The following is a 24,772-nucleotide window of genomic DNA, read 5'->3' as shown; positions in this document are numbered from 1 at the left end:
GCGAGTGCGACCACAGCCCTCAGCATTCAGGCGTCTACCCGTTGGTAAGGTGTCACCATGCCCAAGATCGTGGACCACGACGCGCGGCGTGAAGAGATCATCGAAGCCGTATGGCGCCTTGTCGCGCGGCGAGGATTCGCGGCGCTGAACATGCGGGATCTCGCCGCCGAAGCTGGATTCACCAACGGTGCGCTCGCACGATATTTTCCCACCAAAGCAGCCATTCTGCGGGCCGCGCTGGAGCGCGCCAATGCAGCCACCGAGCAGCGGGCCGCCCGCACCATCGCCGGCGCCGACGGCCTGAACGCGTTCCGCAAGTTCTGCGTCGAGATCATGCCCCTGGACGACGAGCGTCTCAATGAGGCCCGCGTGGTCATCGGCTTCTGGAATTACGCGGTAGCCGATCAGGAACTGATCGGCGTCTACGACCAGGCGATATCGCGCTGGCGCGATCAGATGCTCTCGTATCTGCACACTGCGGCTGAAGCGGGAGAGATCAACCCATCCCGCGATCTCGATGCGTTCTTGGACCTTGCGATGGCCACGCTGATGGGACTCCAGATCAACGCGATCTTCGCGGCTCGCCTGACCACACCCTCCCGCCAGTTGCGGATACTCGACGGACTCATCGCGGGCTTGCAGACCGGCACCTCATGATTTGAGCACGCGGGCGCAGAAGTACTCACCTGTGGATCAGTTGCATCTGATCCGCCCCTTGTGTCACAACCACCGGTGCCCATGGACCCGCGACACCACCGTCGGCAGCGGAAAACTACGGCAGCCGGGGCGCCTCAGCAACCCGTTCGTGCCGTGGCCCGGGTGGCGTGGACCACCGCCGTCCCGGCTTCGCGCCGTCTTCCGCCCTGCAGACATACGAAGGGGCGAGAATCGAATGCGCCGGGCTTCTCGGCAGCGGCGGCGTAGGCAGGTCAGGTGCCGTGGCACGCTGGCGGCGATGCCCTCGTCCGGGCAGTACACCGCGCCGGCTCGCCGGCTCATCCAGCCGGCGTTCGCGCCAACCAGTCTCCCCGAACCCCGCGGGACATGACCGGACAGGGGAATCGACGGCGCGATGACATCGAACCCGTGGCAACCGCCTCGCCAGACGTGCAGCTCTGTCTGCACGTCGGCCGCACCCTAGTCGCACAGTTCAGGGCGACCGCTAGCCTCATCCAGCTTCAGCAGCCCGTGAAAGGGGTCCCCAGGCACCGGGTGGAGTCAGAACTGACCTACAAGTGGCGTCGACCGTCACCTACGAAGCCAATGAGGCAGGAGCACCGACGCGCGCGCCACGGCTCCCCATGTCGTGCACACGGCACCGGGAAACAGAAGAGGGAAGGAGGTGTCGTCCACTCCTTGCCATACTCAACCTATAGCGCATCAGGGGGCTTGCGGCAAGACCCCAGTCATCAAGCAGAATCTCCGATCCTACGCAAAGGCATGGAACTGGAGGTATACCGGCATGGCGGACCGCACAGGTTCCCGACTACGAGGAACCGAGTCGTTCGAGGCGCTCGCCTCTGCCCTGTTCGCTCCCTTACGGGTGATCGATCCCGAACCGCAGGCGTTTGAAGCCGTGGTCGACCATGCGGCCATCGGTCCCCTCATGGTCGTTCGCATCCAGGCCACAGCCGCAACCGTGACACGAGACAAGCACAGCATCACGTCGACCGACATGGAGTGGGTGCACTTCAATCTGCACCATCACGGTCCGGTCAGGGCCATGCAAGACGACCGCACCACGACGGTGCAGCCCGGCGAACTGTTCGCCTGTGACAACACCCGGCCGTACCGGCTCATCGGCGCCGACCTGAGCGCCATGACCGTACTCTGCATTCCCCGGGCAAGCCTCGGCAGGCATGTGAACGCCATAACCCGACGCACCGCGCTCCCCATACCTGCCCAAGGCGCGATCGGCAGGCTCCTCAACCACGCCTTGTCCGCCGTCGACGAGGAACTCCCTCGACAGGGTGTGGCACGCACGTATCTCGCCGACGCGCTCACGGCGCTCCTCCTCGGCACTTTCGCCGACACCTCCCCTGAGCGTGCCTCCGTCGCCAGCGACCTTGTCGACCGCATCCGCGCCTACGCGCTGGCCCATCTGGGAGACCCCCACCTCAGTGGAGAACGAGTAGCACGCGAGCACCACATCTCGGTTCGGCACCTCCATGCGCTTTTCAAAGGAAGCGACCTGTCCTTCGCTGCCTGGATCCGACATGAACGGCTGCTTCGGATCCGGCGGGATCTTCTCGATCCCGCCTCCGCGGACGTCTCCACGGCGGCCATCGCGGCACGATGGGGGATACACGACAACAAGCACCTCGGCAGAGCCCTGAAAACTGAGTTCGGCGAAACCGTCAGCGACCTACGCTGCGGACAAGCCGGTCAGAACCATGACGGGAGGCACCCGCGGCGGTGCAGCACGACTCCCCGGGACACGACAACCGCTGCGTCCGCTCGCTGAACAAGAAGGGGGCAGGCGCGACGGTCCGCTTCCAGTCCCTGTTGCACCCGGGCTGCACGTCGGTGGAGTGCTGGGCGGCGACGTCGGGGATGAGCCGCTTGTTTGCGCGGTCGGCCAACATCAGGAAGGCGTTCACCGACCTCACGGCCGACAGCGGAGGAGTGTGCTGCCTCTTCGACACTGGTGACGGCGTCCCTGAACAAGTGTGCTGGCTCAACGGTGAACCCACCCAGGAGTCAGTCTCCGGGCCCCGCTTTCCGGATCGGCGGGCACTTGTGGCGGCTTGGTCCGACTCCGGGACGTGAGCGTCTGCGCTCCCTGCCCGAAGCCCTCGGCTCGCCGAACTCCGGTTCTACCGGCGGCTACAGGCTGACCGCGTCGAGGAGTTGGGGGCCGTTGTTGCGAACGTTGTTGACGGCCGGGGAGACGGGTCGCGCATCCAGATGCCCGCCGGCGGGCTGGCTGAGGAGAGCGCGTAGTTCGTCGGGGTCCTGGTGTGCGGGGTCCAGCCAGGCCTCGTAGTGGTCCTCGGTGAGCGCGAGGGGCATGCGCGGGTGCACGCGGCCGGCTGCGTCGGTGGCCTCGGTGGTGATGATGGTGCAGGTCATCAGCCAGGCGTCCGGGTCGTGGTCGTGGGTGACGGACGGATCGCGCCAGTACTCGTACAGGCCGGCGAGCGCCATCACCTTCTCGTCCTCGGGGTGGATGAAGTACGGCTGCTTGCGGGTCTTGCCGGTGGCCGGGTCTCTTCCGGGCTGCCACTCGTAGAAGCCGTCCGCCGGAAGCAGGCAGCGGCGTTTGACGAACGCGCGGCGGAAGGCGGGCTTCTCGTGCACGGTCTCCACCCGGGCGTTGATCATCCGCGCGCCGATCTTCGTCTCCTTCGCCCAGGACGGCACCAGGCCCCAGCGCAGCGGCCGCAATTCCCTGACAAGCGGCGTGGCGCCGTCACCGTCGCGCGGGGTGCGCTCCAGGACGGCCCATACGTCGTCGGTCGGGGCGACGTTCCAGTTCGGTGCGAGGGCCTCGGCGGCAGGCCAGTGGGCGACGTGGAACAGGGGCGCCAGGTCCTCCGGGCGCCGAGTGGCAACGTATCGACCGCACATACGAGCACTCTCTCACCGTCCGGCTGCCCGAGGGTACGCGGGCGCGGTGGCGAGTGGAGGTGTCCTGCGCCGACTCACCGCAGTCCCGCCCTGCCGACGGGCCGAGGGGAACCGCACGCGTCCGTCGACCACCCGGCCCGGCCGCCGCCGCAGGCCCCGTCACGTGCTGCGACTGGGCCTCACCGGGCTGCGCCTGTCCGTTGGCGCGGTGTGTGGTGGTCGTGCCGGGGTGATCAGGGCAGTGCGATGTCTGCCTTGACCTGTTTGCCAGAGGGGTGGGTGTCCACGCTGACATGGCTGCTGAGGGCTTGGACGATCGTCAGGCCCCGCCCTCCGATCCTGTGCGGGTCGGGGAGCTGCGGAGCGGGCGGGTGGGGCGAGGTGTCCCAGACGGTGATCCGGGCCAGGCAGCCTGTTGCTGACTGGTCCATTTCGAGATGCAGACCGCAGGGGCCCGGCGCGTGCTGGTGGGCGTTGGTCAGCAGCTCGCTGACGACCAGCTGAATCGTCTCGCTGGCGTGGTCTGTCGGTCGGGCCCAGCCCGCTGATCCGGCGTCGTCGAGAAAGGCGCGGGCCGCATGGCGGGCTTCCGCGGTGGCCGGGGCTCCGTCGTGCCAGGCAAGGCGCCGCGGCAGCGGGGCGCGGTGATGCCGGCGATGGCGCCCGTTCGACGCGTGCTGCTTGGGCGGGAGGGTCATGCGGGATACCCCATTTCGTGGATCACGGTGGCGCGTCCGCTCGTCCAGGTGCGCGCCCGTGCCAGGCGTCTGCCCGCTTCGACGGCTGGTAGGCCCAGACCTGATCCGGGTGCGGCTTGGCGTTGCTGTTTGCGGGCGGACCGCCTGCGTGAAGGATGTGTGGGAACTGGGCGGGAAGGGTGTGGATAGGCTTGGTCCGTGAGCTCTGACGGTGTGGAGAGGCTGCTTGCCGAGGTGTGTGGGACGTTGGCCCGCGCGGGGTTTGAGGTGGCGTCGGCTGCCGACGGGGGGCCCGGTCTGCGGGTGCGGCGGGAGATGGACTCGGTGATGGTGGGATGGGTGCCCGGCAGCGAGTTGGACCCTGCAGGCCGGGAGAACGCCGACTTCGAAGGCATTCGTGCTGCTCTGCGGTCGGCGCTGCTGGCGATCCTCACGCAAGCCGGACATGCCGTCCAGGTGGACCGTCGCAGCGGTGAGGTGCGAGTCAGCCGGCCTGCGTGACCTCGAACCGACAAGGCAACGACCCGAGGGCTACGCGAGCCCGTGCGTCCGGTCGGTCGGTGGCGGGGCCGTCGCGCGGAAGAGGGCCAGGAGGGACTGGGCCTGCGGGGTGCCCCGGTCGAAGAACTGCGTGGTCATCGCGGTTGGTACGGCCGTGCCGTGCATGCGGACCTCGTGGCACCTGAAGCGGAAGGCCGCCTCGAACAGCGCCAGGTCAAGAGAGTTCGGGTACCGCCTGCATGCTCCAGGCCGGCGAAAAGCCGCAGCGGTGCTGTTCGCTGCCGGGCAGGGTCTCGATCAAGGTCAGAGCGTTGGCGGCCTCGGTCCCGGTCCAGTGGGCGACCGCCCTGCCGGGGTATGGGACGCCCCGCTCGGTCGGGAGGGCGGAGATCCTGACGGCCTCGATCAGCACGGTGGCGGCAACGGCTTCGGCGGGGAGCTGCATGTGCGCAGTCCGACCGCCGGGCCGGCCGCCGGCTACGGCAGGTTGGGCGAGGCGATCCCCCGCGCGTGAGTGCAGGAGGGGGCAGCTGTGGCCGCCACCAGGGCCGAGTTCGTCAGGCGTCGGCGAGGAGGGGGTCGTACGGGGTGTTCGCGCGGCGGCCGGACATGAAGGAGAGGAAGTCGCCCACGAACGCGCTTTGGCCGTAGGCGCCGTCGGTGGCCGTGAGTTCGCGGTGGAAGGCGGTGCGGAAGTCAGCGCGGTAACCGGGGCCACGTCGGGCTCGTTGGAGCCGTCGGCCCCCGGGAATGTCCCGGATCTTGCCCCTCGGTGACATGGGACTGGTCATCTATCGACACCGCACCGCTTGGCTTGTGGACTTGCCCCACGGGGACGTGCTGCCTTGCCCCCGGTGCTACGGGGAGGCGGGCAGGTGCGGAGAGCGGAGCACGAGCAGAGTGATCTCGCTGGGGGCGAAGACCCGGAACGGCGGGCCCCAGAAACCGGTACCCCGGCTGGTGTAGAGGAGCGTGCGGGCGCCGTGCCGGCTGAGGCCGGCGAGGACGGGCTGGTCGATGCGGACCAGGTGGTGGAAAGGCCAGATCTGGCCGCCATGGGTGTGGCCGGAGAGCTGGAGGTCGATGCCGGCGGCTGCCGCCCGGTCGACGAACTTGGGCTGGTGTGCCAGGAGCAGGACGGGGAGATCGGGGTCGGCGCCGTCCAGGGCTCCGGCGAGGTGGGCGCGGTGGCCCGCCAGGCCGGAGGACTCGGCGGTGACGTCGTCCACGCCGGCGATCACGAGGGTGTCGCCTCCGCGTTCGAGCAGCAGGTGGCGGTTGCGCAGCGGCTCCCAGCCCAGCTCGTCCATCAGGTCGACCCAGCCCTGGGCCTCGCTGTAGTACTCGTGGTTGCCGGTGACGTACACACGGGCCCGGGTGGCTCGCACGGTGGCGAGCGGGGTGGCCTGGGCGCGGCGGCGTTCGGCCGTGCCGTCCGCGATGTCGCCGGTGTGGCAGACCAGGTCGGCTTCCAGGGTGTTCACCGTCTCGCACACTCGTGCCGACCAGCGGGCGCGATCGAGCGGGCCGTAGTGGGTGTCGGTGATGAGAACGACGCGGGTGCCGTCCAACCCGGCACCCAATCGCGAGAGTGACACGTCGAGTTGGCGCACGCGGGGCACGCGGCGGGCCTCGGCGTAACCCCAGGCGAGCAGTACGGCGCTCACAGCGAGGACGGACCAAGTGACGATTCGGGCCCGGTGCTGACTCTCGCCTACGCCGGCCATGGTCAGGGCGAGCCGCAAGAGGACGCCGAGCAGAAGGGACCAGGTGAACAGAACCCAGCTGGCTCCCAGCAGGGTGTCACCGATGATCGCCGCCCGGTCCTGCTGGCGTCGGCCGTGGCCGCGCCCCATCGCGAGCGGCATACCGACGAGACCGAGGGCGAACAGGGCGGTGCCCGGCAGCGTGACGGGCAACGGCCAGTGCTGGCCGGTGTGCAGGAGCACCCAGCAGGGCACGGCCCACAGCAGAACGGGGGCGATCAGGGGGAGGTAGCGCATCAGGCGGTGCAGTCGGCTCTGCCGCGGCGCCCGCGCTTCGGCCTTGGCGGATCGGGTGTTGCTGGTGTCGGTCACGCTTCCCCTCACAAACCAGGCTGCCGTCTCGCGCACTGTATCCCGTCGTCATCGGGCTGGTCGGACGGACGTTCAAGGCCCGCCAGGCGGTCACCGCCGCTCTCGAAGCGGAAGTCGACGCGTGCGCGTGCGGGTGCTGCGGCCGCGTGCCCCCTGCTGGTGCTGCTGTTCTCGGTCGGTCTCCCGAAGGCCTCGATGAGGCTGAGGCGGCGCTGCCTCGTCACGCCGGCCTCGCTCCTCCCGAGGAGGACTTTCACTGGACCGGTTCGCCTCGGTCGCGTCGGTCGTCCAGGTGGACCTCCAGGTCAGGCCAGTGCGCGGTCCACCGCGTCAGGTCGGCCACGGTCAACGACCCCGGCGGGCAGAGCGACTCGGTCGGCAGGAAGCGGACGAGCGTCCCGGTGGTTCCGTCGACCTCAAGGGGATCCAGGCCAGTTACGGGAAGGCCGCGCTCGTAACGCTGACTCCAGGCCCCGTTGCGACGACGGTTGGCGTGAATCAGCCACTCGCTGAGCGCCGCTACGACGGACATGCCGCGACGCGGATGTCCGTCGGGAAGCCGCTCGGCATCGGGGGAGTCGAAGAATCGCAGGTCCTTCGACGCCATCACCGGCTTCTTCACGATCCGACCCTGATCGTCGACGCGAGTGTCGGTGCCTCGCCCGTCGTCTGCCACGGACACCGAGCCGTCGCCGTGAAGCGTGATCAGACATCGGCCCCCCGCTCGACTCGATGCCTCATCGGCGGCATAGGCGACGACCTCAAGAACGAGGTGCCCCGGCCCACCGGGAGCGAACTTCTCCGGCCTTCGGCGAATCCGGGAGAGATGGCTCAAGTCCACGTCGCGGGCCCAGTCGTGGGTGGTGTTGGTCCAGGCTGCCCTTGATCCATCCATACCACGAGTATCCAGCATCGTGCTTCCCTCAGCGGGTGACCCCTGTGCGGCAGGCAGGGAACGTGGCGCTGCCGAGCTGTTGCGTTGCAGGCCCGGCCAGGTCAGTACAGGCAGAGCTTGCCGGACGTACGGCATCGGCTCACGCCCGCTCCATACGTCGGCCGAACTTCCTTTACCTGCCGCGGAATGGGCGAGCTCCTCAGATCCGCCAGGAGCGGAGCGCGTCCGCGACGTCGTAGATGGTCAGCCGGGTCTCGCGGACCTTCCTGATCAGATCGGACAGCGCGCCGTAGGGAGGGTCGATGCCTTCCCCGGACTGGTCCATGTACTGACCCGTGACGAAGGCGGCGAAGAGGCTGTTGCGGTGGGGGAGTGGTTCGAGACGCACGATGGTGTGCAGGAGCGCGGCCGCGCGCCACGCGACGTCGGGGTTGGACTGGGCGAGAGTCGGCATGCGCGTCTTGTGACGCGCGACGGCAGCCACCAGGGCCGAGTAGTCGGTGACCGACACGTCGTCGTGGCCGAGGGCGACGTCCTGGACGTCCAAGAGCCAGGAGACGTCGATGTGCAGGATCTCGCGCATCAGGCGGCGGTGGCCCCCTGGTCGCGCCCGGACGCGGGAACCTCGTCCGGGAACGCCTCATCGAACTCCGCACGCAACTTGTCCGCCCACGAGGCGGCACCGGCGACGAACCGTTTGCGCTGCATCTCGCGGACGCCGAGGTCGTGCAGGTACTGCTTGAGGCTCTTGCCCTCAGCCGCAGCAGCCGCGCGCACGCCTTCCATTTCTTCCTCAGTGAAAGGCACGTTCAGTGATGGCATTACCCCATGGTACCTACTTGGTACCTGGGGGGTCGAGCCTGGTGCAGATCTCCGAAGGCGTCTGTTGCCCTTGACGCCGACCCAGGGGAATCCGGCCCAGCGCCGGACTATCGCCGGGCCGGCCCGCGGGAAGACCTGAGCCGAGGGCTTTCGTCCGCGCTCGGCCCGCGGGGAAACCTGAGCCCCTTGCTGGACCGCGACCGCACCGGGTGCGGACAGGGTGGTCACTGCCGTCGAACTTCCCTCGCACCCCTCACCGTGACGAGGCCCTGTGGTCGCACGTCGATGAGGAGAGCGCTGCGGCGGGTGCGACGGCCGACTGCCAGGAGCTAGGTCGCACGGCGGCCGACGGCCCAGCCGGAGGAAGCACGGCGGCACACAGGAAGAGATCGCCGTGCACCGGAGGACTCGCCGCGCCCGTCAGATACACGGGCCTCCAGCGCGTACAGCTGGACGGGCCCTACGCGTCCGCCTGGTCTGCTGAGGCCTGCGCCGCGGCGATCTGCCCGTCCGCCCACTCGCTCCACTCCGCCTGCATCCGCGTGAACCGCTTGCCCCACTCGAGGGTGAGCCGACCGTAGACGGAGAGCGCGTCATCGCCCCAGACCGTCGCCTTGTCCATCGCGGTGAACTGGGCGTTGCGGCTGCGGGCGATCTCGGCGCGGCGGCGCATGAACTCCCGGGCCTCGGCCGGCTCCACGGCACCGAGGAGGAAGACCCGCAGGAGGATGTCGTTACGGCGGTAGCCGTCCGGGTCGACCTCGAGAAGCCAGTGCCGCAACTCCTCGCGGCCGTCGGCGGTGACCTCGTACGTCTTCCTGCCTCGCGGCCCCTCCTCCACGACTCTGATCAGATCCGCGTCGGCCAGACGGGTCAGCTCCGTGTACACCTGGCTCTGCGTCGCGGGCCAGACGTTCGACAAGGTCGACCTGAAGGCGCCGAGGAGGTCGTAGCCGCTGCCCGGCCCGTTGGACAGCAGCCCCAGCAGTGCGTGACGAAGGCTCATGGCCCCCACTCTAAGCCTGATACTCCACTCTTGACATGTCAATGGAGCACCTTCTACATTCGACATGTCAATATAGGACGGTTAAGCGGTTCGGCACAGCGAGACCACTCGCACAGGGGGACACGACCATGCAGTACCTGCGCAGCTTTCTTCCGTGGATAGCCGTCAGCATCCTCATCGGAAGCCTCGACGTTCGCCTCGCGCTCGGCGCGGGCCTCGTCGCCGCCGTCGCCCTGATCGGCTACCAGCGCGCCGTCGGCCGTTCGTGGGACGCGCAGGTCGTGGAGATCAGCGCCGCCCTGTTCTTCGGCGTCGCCACCGCGGTCGCCTGCGCCATGCCCGACTCGGCATTCGTCGAGGATTACGCCTCCGCCGGCTCGTCCCTGTGGCTGGCGACGACGGCATGGGGCTCGCTGGCAGTCGGCCGACCGTTCACTGTCGGCATCGCCCGCACGTCGGTGCCCTCCGAGCACTGGCACACCCCGCTGTTCCTCAGCGTGAACAAGGTCATCACTGCGGTGTGGGCGGCCGCTTTCACTGTCACCGGCGCGGGCTCGGCCCTGCTGCACCATTACCAGCCGGACAGCAGTGGCGCCCGCACGGCCCTGACCATCGTGGGCATCGCCCTGCCCATCCTGTTCACGATTCGCTACCCCGACATCGCCCGCAGCCGCTTCGTCGCCGCCCGGCGGACAGCCGCCACTCCGCAGGACCACGCCCAGTAGGCGCCGCCCCTGGTGAGTGGTCAGGACTTCCCCGCATCGGGGGGCCGGACCGGTGGACCGGCGTCACGCGGCCTGAGTATCACCCATCGATTCGGAGGTCGCTCGACCCGTATCGTCCAGACGACGAACACCGCCGCTCCTGGCCGTGTCCTCGTGATCGGACTTGATCCGTACCGGTTGCCCGGGAGCCGTGGCCACCCGCTACCCTGCGGACGATGTCCTGGTGGTCGACGACATGCTGGTCGCGCATGGCCGCGCGCCGTTCACGGGGCCCGTCGGATCGCGGTCGCCATGGCGGGGCCAAGCCCCACCGTCCGCCCGCCCCAGGACGGAAGGCCCTCGCATGTTCGGACGTTCGGGTCCCATCGGGACTTCTCCGTCTTCTGGGCAGTCCAGGCGCTGTCCGAGGTCGGCAACGCCCTCTCCCCGGTGGCGCTCCCGCTGCTGGTGCTGCACACCACCGGGTCGGCGGCGCAGATGGGGTTGCTCACGGCCGTCGCCGGCGCCGCCTCGCTGCTCACCGGTCTGGTCGGCGGCGCCTGGGCCGACCGCTTCGACCGTCGGCGCCTGCCGATGCTGTGTGATGCCGCCCGGCTGGTGCTGTACGGCGCGATCCCCATCTGCTGGGCCCTGAGCCCGCAGGTCTGGCTGCTTTACGTGGTCATGGCGCTGGCCGCGGCCTTCGAGTTCCCTGTTCAAGATCACCTACGTCACCGCCGTCGCGAACCTCGTCGGCAAGGAGCAGATCGTCGCGGCGAACGGCCGGCTGGAGGCGACGAACGCGATCGCGTACATCGCCGGCCCGGCCCGTGCGTTCAGGAGTGCTCCGGTGTCGAGGTGGGCCGGCAGCGGACGGCGAGGGCGGCGATGTCGTCGTCGAGCCTTCCGCCGTACCGGAGCAGGTCCTTGTGCAGCTGGTCCAGCAGCGCACGGGGCGGTGACTCGAGCTGATCGCCCATCCAGTCCGGCAGCGAGAAGAATCTGCCGCCTCGGTCACGGGTCTCCGTGACGCCGTCGGTGTAGAGCAACATCTGGTCGCCCGGGGCGAAGGCTGCGGTGTCCACGTGGTAGTGGTCTCCCAGGAGCGCCGCGAGATTGAGGGGCGTGGAATTCCGGGTGGGCTCGAGGACGCGGACCCGGCCGCTCTGCACGAGCACCGGCGGCGGATGCCCACAGTTGAGGACCTTGACGTGCCCGCCGCCGCGGGGGATCTCGGCGAGTACCGCGGTGGCGAAATGCTCCTGCTGGTCTTCGGCCGGGATCGCGGCGCTGTAGCGGGTCATGGCGATCTGCAGACGTTGGATCAAGCCCGTCAAATCGGGCTGGTCGTAGGCGTTCTCCCGGAAACAGTTGGTCGCTGCCGCGGCCGCCCCCACCGCCGACAGGCCCTTGCCGCGTACGTCGCCGATGAGCAGGCGCACCCCGTACGGGGTGTCGGCCGCCTCGTAGAAATCCCCTCCGATGCGGGCTTGTTCCTGGGCCGCCTGGTACAGCGACTCGATCTCGACGTCCTGGATGCAGCGCGGCAGCGGACGCAACAGCACCTGTTGGGCTGCGTCGGCGACGAGCCGGACCTGGAAGAGCGTCTCCTCACGCTGGAGCCGCAGATGGCTCGCATACGCGGCCGCGAGCGTGACCGCGGCGATGGCGGCTGCCGTGTAGGGCGTGCCCAGATCCGAGTGGAAGAAGCTGACGCAGATCATGACCGCCAAGCAGAACGCGCCCAGCACAAGCGTCGGCAGCACGGGCCACAGCGCGGCTGCGAGGGCGGGTGCGGCGGGCAGGAGACGGCTGAAGGCGATCTCTCTGGGGGTGGCGAGGGCGAGGCCGGCGATGATGACGGTGACGAGCACCGGTGACAGAAGTACAGCCCGGCGTTGACCGCCGTAGGGGCGGTGGCGGTGCCGGAGCCGTACTGACGTGATCATATTCCCGATCTTATCCGGACGAATCCGGCTGGCCGCTGTGCGGCACGAGAACGCCCCGCCTGGGGCGGCGTAACAGCCGCTCCGGGCGACGCCATGGGGTCGGGAGACCCCTGCTCGGTCGTGAGCGAGCCGCGTTCGGTCGTCTGGACGAGGGTGGTGCCCTCGGCAGAGCGGTTCGGCTGTCGTCAGCCGCTCCAGTGGCCCGAGGTGAAGGTCACCGCAAGCACCACCGCCAAGGGAGCCACCGCGCCGACGTACGCCTCCCTCACCCACTCGCGCCGCAGGCTCCAGTGGGCCAGTCCGATCCACAGAGGCCACCAGAGCAGCGTGGCGCGGGGGATGGACAGATACCAGTACGACGTCCCCAGGGCCCAGAGACTCAGCGCGATGTACACGGCCTCCGGCCAGCGGCGGTGGAGCAACAGCAGAATGAGCAGCAGGACTCCGACCGCCATGGCGAGCAGCTCCAGCTGGAACTCCCAGGCGTAGCCGGTGGTTTGAACGTGACCGAAGGCGCTCCGCCAGGTGTTGCCGAAGGCTTCGGCGGGGGAGTGGAAGTCGCGGTACCAGCCACGCTCCTCCGCGTGCTTCCAGGCCATCCAGTCATCGGTGTGCGCATGCAGGTAGACGGTGTAGGCCAGGGCGGACACCGAGGGCGCCGCGCACCAGGGCAGGGAGTGCCAGCGGCGGCGACCTCGGCGGTCGTCGTGGGCCAGGAGGAATTCGACCGTGATCGCGGCAGCCAGGAAGAGACCGCTGACGCGGGTGGCGGTGGCGGCGGCGGTGAGGAGGCCGGCGACGGGCCAGTTGCGGTTCCTCGCCGCGAGCCAGGCCGGCAGCGCGAACGCGAGGAAGGTGGACTCCGTGTACCCGGCGGCCAGGAACACGGCGGCGGGTGACGTCAGCAGGAAGCCGGTGGCCCGTCGGCCGGCCAGGACGCCGTCGGGTTGGCCGACTCCGGCGATCCTGGCCAGAGCGACAACCGCGACCGCACCGGTCACCAGGGAGATCAGCAGGCCGGCCACGGTCCAGTCGGAGACGACGGTGTGCACGGTGCGCAGCAGGAGCGGGAAGCCGGGGAAGAAGGCCACACGGTTGTCCGATGCGGGGCGGACTCCTGGGAACGGTTCGAAGTAGCCGTACTGGGCTATGTGTTGGAGGTGCGCCCAGTCCCACTGCTCCCAGCGGGACAGCCATGGGGCGGGTGTCTTGGCGTCGGCTGCCGCAGGAGACAGCCAGGCGGTGCAGTAGGCGACGAGCCAGAGACCGAGCCGTGTGAAGAGGTAGAGCCGTAGGACCCCCAGGTCCGCGGGGGTCAGTCGGCCGGCCGGTCGCCGCCGTCGGGGAGCGCTCTGGGGTTTCCGTAGGCGAGGTGCCGGGTTCGGTTCAGGGGCGTGGTGGGACGCCATCGGGGCCGGCGGCTCGTCGGTGGGCAGGGCCGGCGGCTCGTCGGTGGGCAGGGTCGTGGTCATCGGGCATCCAATCCAGCGTCCGTCGCTTACGGCACGCCGAGTTCGAAAAGGCCGTAGCCCGCGTACGAGCCGGATGCCAGTGCCGCGATGCCGAGCAGCGTGACCAGGTGGGCCGGGCTGAGGCGGCGCAGGGCGAGGGCGAGCGGGAGGAAGAGCGGAAAGAGGGGGAGGAGGTAGCGGGAGACGTTGCCGAATATCTGCTGGCTGCCCAGTACGAGGACGAGGGTGAGGACGGTGTAGACCGTCAGGACGGCCGGGGGACGCAGCCGGATCAGCAAGGGGAGCAGCGCGAGAGCGAGGAGTACGACCCCGACGCCGATCATGTCCGCGAAGGACCAGGCGTAGAGGTAGTCGAAGTGGCCCACAGCGACGGACGTGAAGACGTTCAGGGTGTGCCGGCCGAAGTCCCACTCGTGAGCCCAGGCGCCGGACTGGAGCTTGAAATAACCGCCGTAGTCCCCCATCCGGTGGCCGACCCAGCCCAGGTAGGCGAGCAGGCCGATCGGGGCGACGACGATCGCGGCCGCCGGTCGCAGGACGCCGTCCCGGCGCCGGTGGAGCGCGAGCAGAGCCGCGACGGCGACTGCGGCGATCAGCGCCGCGGCGGTGGGCCGGTTGAGCCCCGCGACGCAGGTGAGGAGGCCGGCGGTGATCCAGCGGCGGCTCAGGACGGCATGGCAGGCCCAGACGGCCAGGGCGACGTAGAGCGAGTCGGAGTAGACCGCCCATTCCACGCCGGAACCGGGCCAGACGGCCCAGAGTCCGGCCGCGACCAGCCCGGCTCGTCTGCCACCGAGCCGGGCGGCCACGGCGTGGACGCCGAGTGCGGCCGCGAAGGAGGCGACGACGGAGACCGACATGCCGGCGCCGTACAGGCCGAGGCCGGTGACCTCGTGGACCAGTCGCATCAGCGCCGGATAGAGCGGGAAGAACGCCGCGGAGTTTCCTTCGACCGTGATCGGGCCGGTGGCTCCGGGGACCGGGACGAGCGCGGGGTGGTATCCGTGTGCGGCGACCTGCTCGTACCACCAGCCGTCCCAGCTGGCCAGTACGTCCCATGGGCGGGCGCCCCCGCCGAAGCGCGGGTTCTTCGCCCGGTAGTCCCCCGCGGAGTCCAGCAGGAACATGAAGACGCAGAAGCCGACGAGCTTCAGCGTGCCGTACACGGCCAGCGCGGGTCCGTGAAGCTCGGCCGTGCGGCGCAGCCGCGGCCACCGGCCGTGGCCGGGATCGGTGGCCGCGGGGGGCGGCGACAGTCTCGCGTTCCAGCTGCCGGCGCCGGTGTCCGTCATGTGGGGGAGGATCTTGTTCATGCGCGGAACACCCACGCTCGGAGGAGCAGGAACCGCAGCAGTGTCACGGCCAGGTCGGCGACCAGCAGCACCAGGAGTTCGGTGCGGTGCGCGGGCGAGGGCGCCGCATGGTGCAGGACGGCGAGCGATGCGCCGCTGAGCGCCAGTCCGATCAGGAAGACGACCAGTCCTCTGCCCTGGTGGCGCACAGCACCCTCCCGGCCGCGGAGCCCGAAGGCGAGTCGTCTGTTCGCGGCCGTGTTGAGCACGGCACACACCAACAGCGCGAGCGCATTGGCGCCCTGGGCTTCAGCGGCCGGGCGCAACGCCGCGTACAGCACGAGGTGTCCCAGGGTGCTGACCGTTCCTACCGCGGCGAAGCGCCCGAGTCGGGTGACCAGACCGCCCGGCGTCTCGGCACCGGCTCGGACCAGCGTGGCCAGGGGGAGTGCGCCGCGCGCCAGCGCTCCGCCGATCCTGGCGATGCCGCGCAGGTCGCCCAGCGCCGTGGCGAGGATGTCGACCCGGCTGTCGGCGTCGTCCACCCAGTCGACCGGCACCTCGTGGATGCGCAGTCCGCAGCGCTCGGCGATCAGCAGCAGTTCGGTGTCGAAGAACCACTCGGAGTCCTGCACCAGCGGCAGCAGCCGCTCGGCCACATCGCGTCGCACCGCCTTGAACCCGCACTGCGCGTCGGAGAAGCCCACGGCGAGGATGGAGCGCAGGAGGGCGTTGTAGCAACGAGAGGTGATCTCCCGTTGGGGGCCGCGCACCACTGTGGACCCGGGGGCCAGGCGGGTGCCGATGGCGAGGTCGGAGTGCCCGGAGATCAGCGGCGCCACGAGCGGCAGCAGCGCTGCCAGTTCCGTGGACAGGTCCACGTCCATGTACGCGAGCACCGGCGCCGGCGAGTGCGACCAGGCGGCGCGCAGCGCCCGGCCCCGGCCCTTGTCGTCCAGTCTCAGCCACTGGGCCTCGGGCAGTTCGGCGGCCAGCCGGGCGGCGATCTGCGGGGTGCTGTCCGTGCTGGCGTTGTCGGCGATGGTGATGCGGAACGGATAGGGGAAGGTCTGGTGCAGGTGAGCGTGGAGACGCCGCACGCTCGGCTCCAGAACTCTCGCCTCGTTGAACACCGGGACGACCACGTCCAGGACGGGGTCCCGGTGGTGTTTCGGCACCGGTGTCCGCCGTGGCAGACGGCTCGGCGCCGCCAGTTCGACCGGAACTTGATTTATCACTGTTCTTCCCTGTTTGTGATCTGGCGTGAGGCATGCCGAAGACGCTCGCGGCGAGGGTGTGTCCGGACGTTATGGCGTGATGAGGGAGGAGGGATCGGCCGAGGCCGTGTCACGGGTGGTGGCCGTAGCCGTGGGCGGGGCCGGGACCGAGGATGTCGGCGGAGGGCTGGTGGCCGTACCTCCGGACGTCGATGGGGAAGCCGGGTCGGACTCCGCGGCCGAGCCTTCCGTCGCGACCGGAGGCGTGGTGGTGGCACTCCGGTCGGCGGTGCTGGGCGCCATGGTGGACGGCGGTGTGCTCGGAGACGCGCCGGGCGTCAGTGCCGGGGCGGGTGGCGAGGGGTTCGTCGCGGGTTGGGGTCGGATCTGGCTGGGTTCGACCCGGGTAGGCCCACCGGGCAACAGCGACAGTCCGACGGCGATTCCGGCGACCGCCAGGACGGAGCCGACGGCCCGCTGCGCGGCCCGTGTGCGACGGCGGGAGCGCACCCCCGCCCGAAGACGCTCCCGTTGCGTCGGATCGAAGGGTGCGGGCTCCTCGGTGCCGCGCATCAACTGCGCCAGCTGTTGCTCGAAGTGATCCATGGGATTCTCCCTCACCGCGCCGGCTCGATGACGTCCGCCAGAAGCTGCCGCAGCTGCGCCACTCCACGCGCGGCATGGGAGCGTGCCGTACCCACCGGGCAGCCGAGCGCCTCCGCCACCTGCCCTTCGGGCAGGTCCTGGTAATAGCGCAGCACCACCGCCGCTCGTTGTTTCGGCGACAACTGGGCCAGAGCAGTCTCGAGTCGGGAGCGCTCCGCAACGTCCGCGGAGACGTCGCGAGCCGCGGCCACCTCGGGCAGCTGCTCCACGGGGCGTTCACCCCACCAGCGCCGCCGGCTGGAGCGCGCCGCCGCTCGTGCCATCACCTTGCGGACGTACGACTCGGGTGCGTCCTCCGCAACTCTCGGCCAGACGAACCAGAGCTTGACCAAGGACTCCTGCAGCAGATCCTCGGCCCGATGCCGATCGCCGCCGACGAGCAGACGGGCGAGATGGACGAGCGCCGACCACCGCGCGGCCACGAACTCGTCGAACTCACCGGCCCGGCCATGCTCCATTCGCACTGTCCCTGCTCCCGCCAGTTGCCTACACCTGGAAAAAGGCACTGGCATGCCTCTCACGCTGCACCTGGGGACGGTGATCTGGATCACAGCGTCTTCCAGGGGTGCGGGCGGCGGGCAGTGGTGCGGTGCGATGATGCGCGCCGGACACCGCGTGCGGAACGCCCGTGCGGAACGCCCGCGCTCACCGTCAGTACGCCCGGCATGACCGTCAAGGGCTTCGAACGGCTCCCCGATCCGCGGCCCGTGCCGCGCTCGGTGCATGTGCCGTCGCTGATTCTGCGCGGCGGGTGCGACTTCGTCAGACCCGAGGTCGCCCAGGAATACCGCCAGACCTTGCCCGGCTCCCGACTGGTCCACGTCCCGGGTGCGGGGGCACGTCATCGCGGCCGGGCGGCCGCGCCGGTACAGCGCGCTCCTCAAGGCCTTCCTGCTGGGCAAGCCCCTCCCGGCGCAGAAGTCCTGATCCGCGAGCCTGCGTAGCCCCGAAGTCGGCCTGCCGGAATCCGGGAACACCCGCGTCAACTCGGTCTTCGGCCCCCATCCGTGCCAGGGGGAAGCCCGTACATCTGAACGGAATACCTGACTCGGCGGATCAGGGCGGGGTTGGGTGCCAGATGCGGTCATTCGTCCTTTGCTCACGGCGGTGAATCATTTTAGCACTCCGGTGAATTGGAGGAAAACCTGCCCGACTCGTAAATCACGAGGTGATATATGTATGACTTGATCAAGGAAAGCTCACCCGTATTGGGGTCACGATCCCCCGTTCTGCCGCACTCCTCAAGGAGACGGAGCGGCGTTAGCGGGGCATGGAGAAAGCGATCGCCCATGGCCTCCCTCAACGCCAAGCCAGGCATAAAGCCAAGACGGAAAATCTTACTGCGGCCCCTGTTTGGCCGACTGGTGCGACATACTCGGTGCTTGCGGACCGGGGCACTTCGATGGAAAGCGGTACATGGAGCGGACAATGGATTACCGAGCCGCTGCTGCGCGATTTCCTCGAATTGCTGGAGGCGATGCAGGAGGAACTGAACTCTCGGTGGGACGGCCAGGGGCGCTTCGGTCGCCACGAGAACGGTGCCTGAAAGTGGCGATGTCATGAATCGTGACTATGGGGATCCTTCGTTCGTGCAGCGTGAGTACTATTCCGACGGGCATGTTTACGGGACGGGAGCAGACTGGAACGGGAGGCATGACGGCAGCGTCCACGCCGGAGTCCCCCTGACTGCGCCGGACGCAGGCTGGGACCCTGTCGAGGAACTTGCCTATCTGCTGCAGGAAGCGATTCCGGCGGAGCAGCCGGTCAGAGTGCCGCCTCCTCGCAGCGAGCCCCCGTCCGGCATCGACTTCACCGACCCGCTGACGGGCCTGGCTCAGCCACCGCCCACCCGACACCCCTCTGCCGGGCATCGCAAGGCGCACGTCCGGGAACCCCGGCTCAAGTGGTCGCAGACCGGCAGCTTCGCCCTCATCGCCCTTGTCACGGTCATCGTGGCGATGGTCAGCGTCTTCGGGGGCATGGTGGCTTACAAGCCGCTACAGAACATCACGGCAGGAACGGGTGTCGGCCTCGCCCGGTCATGGCCTCTGCTCGTGTACGGCCCATGGATGGCGGCCTCTTTCTCCATCCTGCGCGCCGCCCTGCATCAACGCCGAGCCGTACACTCATGGTTCATCGTTCTCTTTTTTTCCTCAGTCGCGGTCATGCTGTGCGTGGCGCAAGCAGACAAGACCTTCACCGGAATCGCCGGAGCTGCCCTGCCCGCCCTCGCATCCCTCGCATGCTTCCAGCAACTCGTCCGGCAAATCACACTGACCTTGCCGCCGCGACAGGCCACGCGCCGCCATCGGCTCTAGCTAGAGGCCTCCCTACCTGCGAGGCCTGGGTCTGATCCGGTCATCCTCGCCTTGGCCGGATAGCGGCGAGCGTCTCCCCATCAGCGGTCGAGTCGTCGCGGGGCTCCGGAGCGGAGTTGCCACGTTGTGGGTCGAGCGGTCGACCAGCTGGATCACAGGGCCGTGCCGCCGGGACGGCAGCGGGTCGATCGGGTTCGACCGGGCGGCGGGGCGGGCCGCAGGGACCCACGCGGATGAAAGGACCAGCGGATGAAAGGGTCAGGGGAGGGCAGAAGAAGTGGATGGCTGATCTGTCACAGTTGCTGCAGCAGGGCATGCGCCGTCGTCACCTGAACGCGCAGGGCCTTGCTGCGCTGACCGGCATCCGCACTCCCCGCATCCGCGTCTTCGCCGTGGACGGCGCGCACGGTCCTGTTCACCCGACGCAGGAAGAGCTGGCCGAGCTCGCCGCGGCACTGGCACTTCCTCTGTCCGAGATCCTTGCTGCCGCCCGCACCCCCGAGGCGGCGCAGTCGGCCTGACTGTGTTCCGGCACCAGCGTGTCAAACGGGCGTGGGTGCCGTCGGCGACGAAGGGCTGGCCAGTCCGACCATGCCGACCATGCCGACCTGGACCGTGTCCTCCATCTCCTCCGCCCCGCGGCCGCGGTATCGGCCGGCGGCACAGCGGACCGAGGCAGCGCCGCCCGGTCGGCATAGCGGATCGAGGCAGCGCCGCCCGGCGTGCGCGTGATGCCAGCCGTGCGCTGCGTGCTGCCGCAGATCGCGGTCAAGGTGCGCTGCAGTGTGCGTGCTGCGGCGTCGCAAGCGGGGATCTCGGCTGGGACGTGGCGGAGAAGTACGCGAGGTCCTGGAAGGCCCGGCGGCCGCCGCGCCAGGTCGAGACCCGGGCATACCAGGTCCCGCTCGCATCGGTCCGCGACCTGGTCTGTCTCCGCCGCGCACGCCTTGTTCAACGCTACGGCGGAGGGCCACGGCACTCTTCAGGAGCGGAAGGTGCGGCGGTACGTGTCGGGTGGAACGCCCACGCTGCGGTGGAAGTGGCGGCGCAGCGTGGTGGCGGTGCCCATACCGGTGGCCTCGGCGATCGCATCCACCGTGGCGTTGGTCGTCTCCAGCAGTTCCTGGGCGTGGCGTATGCGCTGGGTGTGCAGCCACTGCAGCGGCGTGGTGCCGGTGAGGTGCTTGAAGTGCCGGGCGAGGTGCCGTGAGCTCATGCGGGCCTGGCGGGCCAGGTCCTCCACGCTGAGCGGCTGGCCCAGCCGCTCCAACGCCCACGGGAAGAGCTCGCTCAGGGGGTGGTTGCCCGGGGCCGGGAGAGGGGTGGAGATGAACTGGGCCTGGCCGCCGTCGCGGTGGGGCGGGACGACCAGACGTCGGGCGATCTTGTTGGCGTTGGCCGAGCCGTGGTCGAGGCGGACCAGGTGCAGGCACAGGTCCATGGCGGCGGCCTTGCCGGCGGAGGTGAGGACGTCGCCGTTGTCGACGTACAGGACCTCCGGGTCGACGGTGGCCGCTGGGTGGCGTCGGGCCAATTCCCGTGTGTGAGCCCAGTGTGTGGTGGCGCGTCTGCCGTCGAGCAGTCCGGCCGCGCCCAGGACGAAGGCGCCCGTGCACAGTGAGGCCACGCGGGCACCCGCCGCGTGAGCGGCGCGCACCGCCTCGACCAGTTCGGAGGGCGGTTGGCGATCCGTGTCGGCCCAGCCGGGGACGATCACCGTGTCCGCGTGCGCGAGGTGGTCGAGTCCGTGGTCGGGTTCAAGGCGGAAGCGGTTGACGCGCACCGGGCCGTTCCCGCAGAGGGAGAAGTCGTACCAGGGATCCACGACGTGGGTCAGGTCGGCCCCGAAGATCTCGACAGCCACGGACAGCTCGTAGTGGAGCATGCCATCGGTGACGGCCAGCGCGACAGTGTGCATGTCCGAAACTGTACGTGGCATGTCGTTTCCGACGCTCGTGCGGGTGCTGACTCGACGACAGGATGTGGGTGTCAGGCCGCAGCGAATCGACATCGCAGCGGGCGTTCGAGTACAGGGGAGCGGTCTCATGGGGTCAGGTCAGCTGGTGGCGGTGTTCGGCGCGTACGGTCATACGGGGCGGTTCGTGGTCGCAGAGCTGGCCAGGCGTGGGTTCCTCCCGGTGGCATCCGGGCGCAACGCGAAGGCTTTGGAGGAGCTGGCCGACGAGCGCGGGCTGGAGGTCCGGGCGGCGTCGGTCGAGGACCCGGTCTCGCTGGACGGGGCTCTGGCGGGAACGGTCGCGGTCATCAACTGCGCCGGCCCCTTCGCCTCGACCACCGGCCCCGTCATCGAGGCCGCGCTGCGCGCGGGGATCCCTTACCTGGACGTGGCCGCCGAACTCGAGGCGAATCTCGATACCTTCGCCCATTACCGCGAGCGGGCCCAAAACGTGGGGGCGGTGATCGTCCCGGCCATGGCCTTCTTCGGCGGTCTCGGGGACCTGCTGGCCACCGCGGCGATGGGCGACTGGGCCGAAGCCGATGAAGCCCACATCGCCTACGCGCTCAGTAGTTGGCACCCCACCGCCGGCACCCGGCTCTCGGGCGCGGTCTCCCGCGAGCGGCGCGGCGACCAGCGCCTGCGCTACCGCGGCGGACAGTGGGAGCACCGCATCGACCAGGCGCCCACCCTGGAGTGGAGCTTCCCGGATCCGATGGGACCCCGGCAGGTGATCGGGGAGTTCACGATGGCGGACGTCGTCACTGTTCCCCAGCACCTGGCAATCCCCGACGTGACCACCTACATGACCGTCGAGGCGATCCAAGACATCGCCGCCCCGCACACACCGGCCCCGACCGCCGCCGACACGAGCGGGCGCTCGGACCAGACCTTCCTCGTCGACGTCATCGTGCGCTCGGGCGGAGCCGAACGCCGGGCCACGGCCGGCGGCCAGGACATCTACGCCGTCACCGCGCCCCTTGTCGCCGAGGCCCTGGAGCGCCTCCTGACCGGCCGCACCAAGACCGTCGGCGTTGCGTCCGCCGGCGAGATGTTCGACGCCCCGGACTTTCTGCACGCCCTCGCCCCGCACATCTCCCTCGACCTGAACCCGCAGAGGCAGATCGCCTGATCCCGCCCATCCGCTCGGCTGTCGGGCGTCCTTGAGTGAGCCATGACGACACAGGCACGTCGGCACCGCGGTGAACTGCAAGCAGACTCATCAGTGCACCTACCTGTCTCGTGCTGATGTCCGTCACCAGCAAGGCCCCGTCGCGGTGCCCGACGGTGAGCGCGAGCAGCGGGTCAAGGTGGGCGCACCATGCCGCAGGCGTCTCGACTGTGGCGGTGGCGGCTGCTGTGGTCACCTGCCGTGCCCAAGAGCGGATTTCCTCGGGGTCCGCGCGGGGCAGCGGGTGCGCGGGGGGTGCGGTGCGTTGCGGGGCGGGGACTTCCGCCGCGGCGTCATGCGGGTGTGTGACGGCGGCGAGGGCAGCTGCCTGCGTCGTGTGATAGCAGGTGCCGAAGAGGTAGGCCGTGGCCTTGTCGCCGTCGAGGGCGGCCAGGACCTCGGGGCGGTGCACGGGGCTGGGCAGGGCGCCGTCCGGTCGTTGTGCGTGGGCCAGGGCGTTCCATGCCTGGTTCGTCAGCGGACCGGGGCCGCGCCCGCCGTCCACGGCCCTTTCGCACGCAGCAGTTCGGCGAGCAGGGCGAGGAGGGCTTCGGTTGTGTCGGGACCGGAGGCGAGGGTGGGATGATTCTTTCCTGTCCGGTACGCCTGGCGACGCCGCGTCCAATGGATCGCACCGACGAGGAGGACGAAGGATCGATGACGCTGAAGGTGGGCCAACGGGTGCGGCTGGCGGCGGACCTCCGCTTTGCCGGGTCGGTGACTCCAGCCGAGGAGCCCTCGCAGGAGACGGGTGCGTTCGCCGCCTCTGTGGTCCTGGCAGCAGGCCTCGAGGGCACCGTCGAGCGTGTGGACGAGCATCACCGGCAGCCGAGCCACGAGGTCCGTGAGTACCTGCGCCTCAGCTCGCTCCTCGACGACTTCGGCCATCAGATGCCGCCGGAGAGCAGAAGGCAACTGCAGGCGCAGGTGGAGGCTCTGGAAGAGCAGTGGGCCGCCCACCAGCGACGGATGCTCCGCGTCACGGTCCGCGTACGGCTCGACAACGGGTTCGTCCTCGACGAAGCCCCCGAGGAGGCTTTCGGCTCTGCCTGACCAGGCGTCGCGGCGCGCGCCACGCCGGTGACATCGCCCTTCCCGCCCGACGGCCCCGTCGCTTGGACCGGCCGCGACGACCTCGCCGATGTCACCGTCCCCATACTCGCCGACGACGCCTTCCACGAGCAGGCGCTGGCCCACGATGCCCTCTTCTGCGATCAGGCGCTGGCCGACGATGCCCTGGTCGCGATCGCCGACCTGATGCTGAGCATCTGGGGACCCTTGGCCCGTAGTGCTCGGTCAGACGAGTGAACCGGTCAGAGCGGCGTCTGATCTGCGTGTCTGAGGACCAGAGCGGCCGCTCTGCCGCTGTACGGCCTCCTCTCGCCACCTGCCGAGCAAGGAATCCCGGTCCCGGAGGGATCGCCTCGCGGCGGCCCACACAGCTGATCATGGAACCGAGTCCGGTATGGGCAGTCGGATGCGGGGGACCCTTCCGGCATGACCGGCATGCATCACGACGGGCCCGACCGAGACCACCGGCGGCCCGAGGGCGTCAGTGACGAGACAGTCGAAGCACTGGGAGCCCTCTCCAAAGCCCTGGAAACGACCGAACGCGCGCGCGGGCACCTCTACGAGTTCCACCAGTTGACCGGTAGCGCAGATCTGGAACTGGACCGGGCCGCCGATCTCCTGAGGAAAGCCGGCCATCCGGAATGGGCCGACCGTGTCCAGAAGGACATCATCGGACGCAACGTGATTCCGGGACACTGGACGTTCCAGATCATCGAAGAGTACAACCGCACGTATTACGAGCCTTTCAAGAATGCCGAGCGTCAGGCTTTGCAGGAATTGGCGGGCGGACGTGACCACCTCTATGAAGCCGAAATGAAAGAGGATCGACGCACCGCGGGGCATCCCGACCACACCGCGCGATAGGCACGGGAACCGCAGGGGATGCCACTGTCCATGGCTGCGGCAGGGCTCTGGACCCTCCGGGCCGACTCGCCCACCGAGTCGGCCCGGAGCACGCTGGAAGGCATGACCATCGCGCCGATCGTCGTGCACCAGCCCTCCACCTCGGGCGGCAGGAGGGTCACCGTGCACACCAGCGGCCGGGACGAGATCCTCGGCACCGCCTACAGCGACCACGACCTGGTCGTGTTCCTCGAAGGCGCCGGCATCGACGACCCCGAGGCCATCCTGGACGACCCGCGATCGGTGGAGTGGCGCGGCAGCCCCGCCCACGAGTTCAGCACCGCCTGACGTCAGCCGACCGGTCGTCGTCGACACCGCGTGCGGGCATGCACGTCGCCCGACGCGGCGGCAGACGCGGCGGCAGACGTGCATCAGCGCGCCTTCGGGAGGGGCAGTGCCTTGTCCGGGGCTCCCCACCGCACGGTGAGTCACGGATGAAACCGCCACCGGCCTTCGGAGATGACGTCCACCTTGCCGTCCCT

At 69.4% G+C, this 24,772-nt stretch carries 26 protein-coding genes and 3 pseudogenes; 13 read left to right on the top strand and 16 right to left on the bottom strand.

Going from position 1 to position 24,772, the window contains the following annotated elements:
• The first annotated feature begins 57 nt into the window (after positions 1-57).
• Both ACFVYK_RS29030 and ACFVYK_RS29025 read left to right on the top strand, forming a co-directional pair.
• Positions 58-657 carry a TetR/AcrR family transcriptional regulator gene (locus ACFVYK_RS29030; protein WP_389779139.1) on the top strand — a complete coding sequence of 200 codons (600 nt, stop codon included), beginning with the start codon at positions 58-60 and terminating at the stop codon, positions 655-657.
• Positions 658-1,462: 805 nt separating this feature from the next.
• Complete coding sequence (locus tag ACFVYK_RS29025; RefSeq protein WP_389779138.1) at positions 1,463-2,464, top strand: helix-turn-helix domain-containing protein; 1,002 nt, start codon at positions 1,463-1,465, stop codon at positions 2,462-2,464.
• Positions 2,465-2,826: 362 nt separating this feature from the next.
• On the opposite strand, the gene ACFVYK_RS29020 is transcribed toward ACFVYK_RS29025, so the two are convergent.
• Together ACFVYK_RS29020 and ACFVYK_RS29015 are read right to left on the bottom strand one after the other, a co-directional pair.
• Entirely contained in the window at positions 2,827-3,570 is a 744-nt protein-coding gene (locus tag ACFVYK_RS29020; protein ID WP_389779136.1) for an SOS response-associated peptidase, read from the bottom strand.
• 233 nt (positions 3,571-3,803) lie between these two features.
• Entirely contained in the window at positions 3,804-4,268 is a 465-nt protein-coding gene (locus tag ACFVYK_RS29015; protein WP_389779134.1) for an ATP-binding protein, read from the bottom strand.
• Positions 4,269-4,466: 198 nt separating this feature from the next.
• Between ACFVYK_RS29015 and ACFVYK_RS29010 the strand changes: the two genes are divergently transcribed.
• Complete coding sequence (locus tag ACFVYK_RS29010) at positions 4,467-4,769, top strand: hypothetical protein (protein WP_389779133.1); 303 nt, start codon at positions 4,467-4,469, stop codon at positions 4,767-4,769.
• 214 nt (positions 4,770-4,983) lie between these two features.
• Here the strand turns inward: ACFVYK_RS29010 and ACFVYK_RS29005 are convergent, their stop codons facing one another.
• The 7 genes and pseudogenes from ACFVYK_RS29005 to ACFVYK_RS28975 all read right to left on the bottom strand — a co-directional run bounded on the left by ACFVYK_RS29005 (position 4,984) and on the right by ACFVYK_RS28975 (position 9,570).
• Positions 4,984-5,214: a hypothetical protein gene (locus tag ACFVYK_RS29005; protein ID WP_389779131.1), complete on the bottom strand. Its 231-nt coding sequence runs from the start codon at positions 5,212-5,214 to the stop codon at positions 4,984-4,986.
• A gap of 112 nt (positions 5,215-5,326) precedes the next feature.
• Positions 5,327-5,476, bottom strand: a pseudogene (locus tag ACFVYK_RS29000) (calcium-binding protein); the annotation flags it as partial.
• A gap of 150 nt (positions 5,477-5,626) precedes the next feature.
• Positions 5,627-6,847 carry a metallophosphoesterase gene (locus ACFVYK_RS28995; protein ID WP_389779130.1) on the bottom strand — a complete coding sequence of 407 codons (1,221 nt, stop codon included), beginning with the start codon at positions 6,845-6,847 and terminating at the stop codon, positions 5,627-5,629.
• 253 nt (positions 6,848-7,100) lie between these two features.
• A complete protein-coding gene (locus ACFVYK_RS28990; protein ID WP_389779128.1) occupies positions 7,101-7,760 on the bottom strand; it encodes an ATP-binding protein in 660 nt (219 codons plus the stop codon).
• Between the two features lie 181 nt (positions 7,761-7,941).
• Positions 7,942-8,325 (bottom strand): toxin Doc, encoded by a 384-nt coding sequence (locus tag ACFVYK_RS28985; protein ID WP_389779126.1) that lies wholly within the window; start codon positions 8,323-8,325, stop codon positions 7,942-7,944.
• Complete coding sequence (locus tag ACFVYK_RS28980) at positions 8,325-8,564, bottom strand: hypothetical protein (protein ID WP_389779124.1); 240 nt, start codon at positions 8,562-8,564, stop codon at positions 8,325-8,327. The genes ACFVYK_RS28985 and ACFVYK_RS28980 overlap by 1 nt, the downstream gene beginning before the upstream one ends.
• A 460-nt stretch (positions 8,565-9,024) precedes the next feature.
• Entirely contained in the window at positions 9,025-9,570 is a 546-nt protein-coding gene (locus tag ACFVYK_RS28975) for a PadR family transcriptional regulator (protein ID WP_389779122.1), read from the bottom strand.
• A 128-nt stretch (positions 9,571-9,698) separates the two neighbouring features.
• On the opposite strand from ACFVYK_RS28975, the gene ACFVYK_RS28970 reads away from it, so the two are divergent.
• Complete coding sequence (locus ACFVYK_RS28970; protein ID WP_389779121.1) at positions 9,699-10,295, top strand: hypothetical protein; 597 nt, start codon at positions 9,699-9,701, stop codon at positions 10,293-10,295.
• A gap of 291 nt (positions 10,296-10,586) precedes the next feature.
• Positions 10,587-10,922 (top strand): annotated as a pseudogene (locus ACFVYK_RS28965) (MFS transporter); the annotation flags it as partial.
• 188 nt (positions 10,923-11,110) lie between these two features.
• On the opposite strand, the gene ACFVYK_RS28960 reads toward ACFVYK_RS28965, so the two are convergent.
• The 5 genes from ACFVYK_RS28960 to ACFVYK_RS28940 form a co-directional block, all read right to left on the bottom strand.
• On the bottom strand, positions 11,111-12,223 hold the full coding sequence (locus ACFVYK_RS28960; RefSeq protein WP_389779119.1) for a PP2C family protein-serine/threonine phosphatase: 1,113 nt from the start codon (positions 12,221-12,223) through the stop codon (positions 11,111-11,113).
• Between the two features lie 185 nt (positions 12,224-12,408).
• Positions 12,409-13,695, bottom strand: a complete 1,287-nt coding sequence (locus ACFVYK_RS28955; RefSeq protein ID WP_389779117.1) for a hypothetical protein — start codon at positions 13,693-13,695, stop codon at positions 12,409-12,411.
• Between the two features lie 26 nt (positions 13,696-13,721).
• Positions 13,722-15,008, bottom strand: a complete 1,287-nt coding sequence (locus ACFVYK_RS28950; protein WP_389779116.1) for a hypothetical protein — start codon at positions 15,006-15,008, stop codon at positions 13,722-13,724.
• Entirely contained in the window at positions 15,005-16,165 is a 1,161-nt protein-coding gene (locus tag ACFVYK_RS28945) for a glycosyltransferase (protein WP_389779114.1), read from the bottom strand. Before ACFVYK_RS28945 ends, ACFVYK_RS28950 begins: the two co-directional genes overlap by 4 nt.
• Positions 16,166-16,821: 656 nt before the next feature.
• Complete coding sequence (locus ACFVYK_RS28940; protein ID WP_389779112.1) at positions 16,822-17,328, bottom strand: SigE family RNA polymerase sigma factor; 507 nt, start codon at positions 17,326-17,328, stop codon at positions 16,822-16,824.
• Positions 17,329-18,140: 812 nt separating this feature from the next.
• Between ACFVYK_RS28940 and ACFVYK_RS28935 the strand changes: the two genes are divergently transcribed.
• The 3 genes from ACFVYK_RS28935 (at position 18,141) to ACFVYK_RS28925 (ending at position 19,709) form a co-directional block, all read left to right on the top strand.
• A complete protein-coding gene (locus ACFVYK_RS28935; RefSeq protein WP_389779110.1) occupies positions 18,141-18,416 on the top strand; it encodes a hypothetical protein in 276 nt (91 codons plus the stop codon).
• A 13-nt stretch (positions 18,417-18,429) separates the two neighbouring features.
• Positions 18,430-19,188: a DUF2637 domain-containing protein gene (locus tag ACFVYK_RS28930; RefSeq protein WP_389779108.1), complete on the top strand. Its 759-nt coding sequence runs from the start codon at positions 18,430-18,432 to the stop codon at positions 19,186-19,188.
• Between the two features lie 281 nt (positions 19,189-19,469).
• Positions 19,470-19,709 (top strand): XRE family transcriptional regulator, encoded by a 240-nt coding sequence (locus ACFVYK_RS28925; RefSeq protein WP_389779107.1) that lies wholly within the window; start codon positions 19,470-19,472, stop codon positions 19,707-19,709.
• A 461-nt stretch (positions 19,710-20,170) separates the two neighbouring features.
• Here ACFVYK_RS28925 and ACFVYK_RS28920 read toward each other — a convergent pair whose 3' ends face one another.
• Positions 20,171-21,106, bottom strand: a complete 936-nt coding sequence (locus ACFVYK_RS28920) for a helix-turn-helix domain-containing protein (RefSeq protein WP_389779105.1) — start codon at positions 21,104-21,106, stop codon at positions 20,171-20,173.
• A 127-nt stretch (positions 21,107-21,233) separates the two neighbouring features.
• On the opposite strand from ACFVYK_RS28920, the gene ACFVYK_RS28915 reads away from it, so the two are divergent.
• Entirely contained in the window at positions 21,234-22,277 is a 1,044-nt protein-coding gene (locus tag ACFVYK_RS28915; RefSeq protein WP_389779103.1) for a saccharopine dehydrogenase family protein, read from the top strand.
• Positions 22,278-22,638: 361 nt separating this feature from the next.
• Here ACFVYK_RS28915 and ACFVYK_RS28910 read toward each other — a convergent pair.
• Positions 22,639-22,821 (bottom strand): annotated as a pseudogene (locus tag ACFVYK_RS28910) (DUF6895 family protein); the annotation flags it as partial.
• A gap of 119 nt (positions 22,822-22,940) precedes the next feature.
• On the opposite strand from ACFVYK_RS28910, the gene ACFVYK_RS28905 reads away from it, so the two are divergent.
• The 4 genes from ACFVYK_RS28905 (at position 22,941) to ACFVYK_RS28890 (ending at position 24,578) form a co-directional block, all read left to right on the top strand.
• A complete protein-coding gene (locus tag ACFVYK_RS28905; RefSeq protein WP_389779102.1) occupies positions 22,941-23,369 on the top strand; it encodes a hypothetical protein in 429 nt (142 codons plus the stop codon).
• Between the two features lie 27 nt (positions 23,370-23,396).
• Complete coding sequence (locus tag ACFVYK_RS28900) at positions 23,397-23,624, top strand: hypothetical protein (protein ID WP_389779100.1); 228 nt, start codon at positions 23,397-23,399, stop codon at positions 23,622-23,624.
• 189 nt (positions 23,625-23,813) lie between these two features.
• Positions 23,814-24,251 (top strand): hypothetical protein, encoded by a 438-nt coding sequence (locus tag ACFVYK_RS28895; protein ID WP_389779098.1) that lies wholly within the window; start codon positions 23,814-23,816, stop codon positions 24,249-24,251.
• Positions 24,252-24,353: 102 nt separating this feature from the next.
• Positions 24,354-24,578, top strand: coding sequence for a hypothetical protein (locus tag ACFVYK_RS28890; RefSeq protein WP_389779096.1), 225 nt, complete (start codon positions 24,354-24,356; stop codon positions 24,576-24,578).
• Positions 24,579-24,772: the final 194 nt, after the last annotated feature.

This window comes from Streptomyces sp. NPDC058291 (assembly GCF_042880855.1).
Lineage (GTDB): Bacteria > Actinomycetota > Actinomycetes > Streptomycetales > Streptomycetaceae > Streptomyces.
Note: the sequence above shows the minus strand (reverse complement) of the source record. Positions and strands in the feature narration are given on the sequence as shown.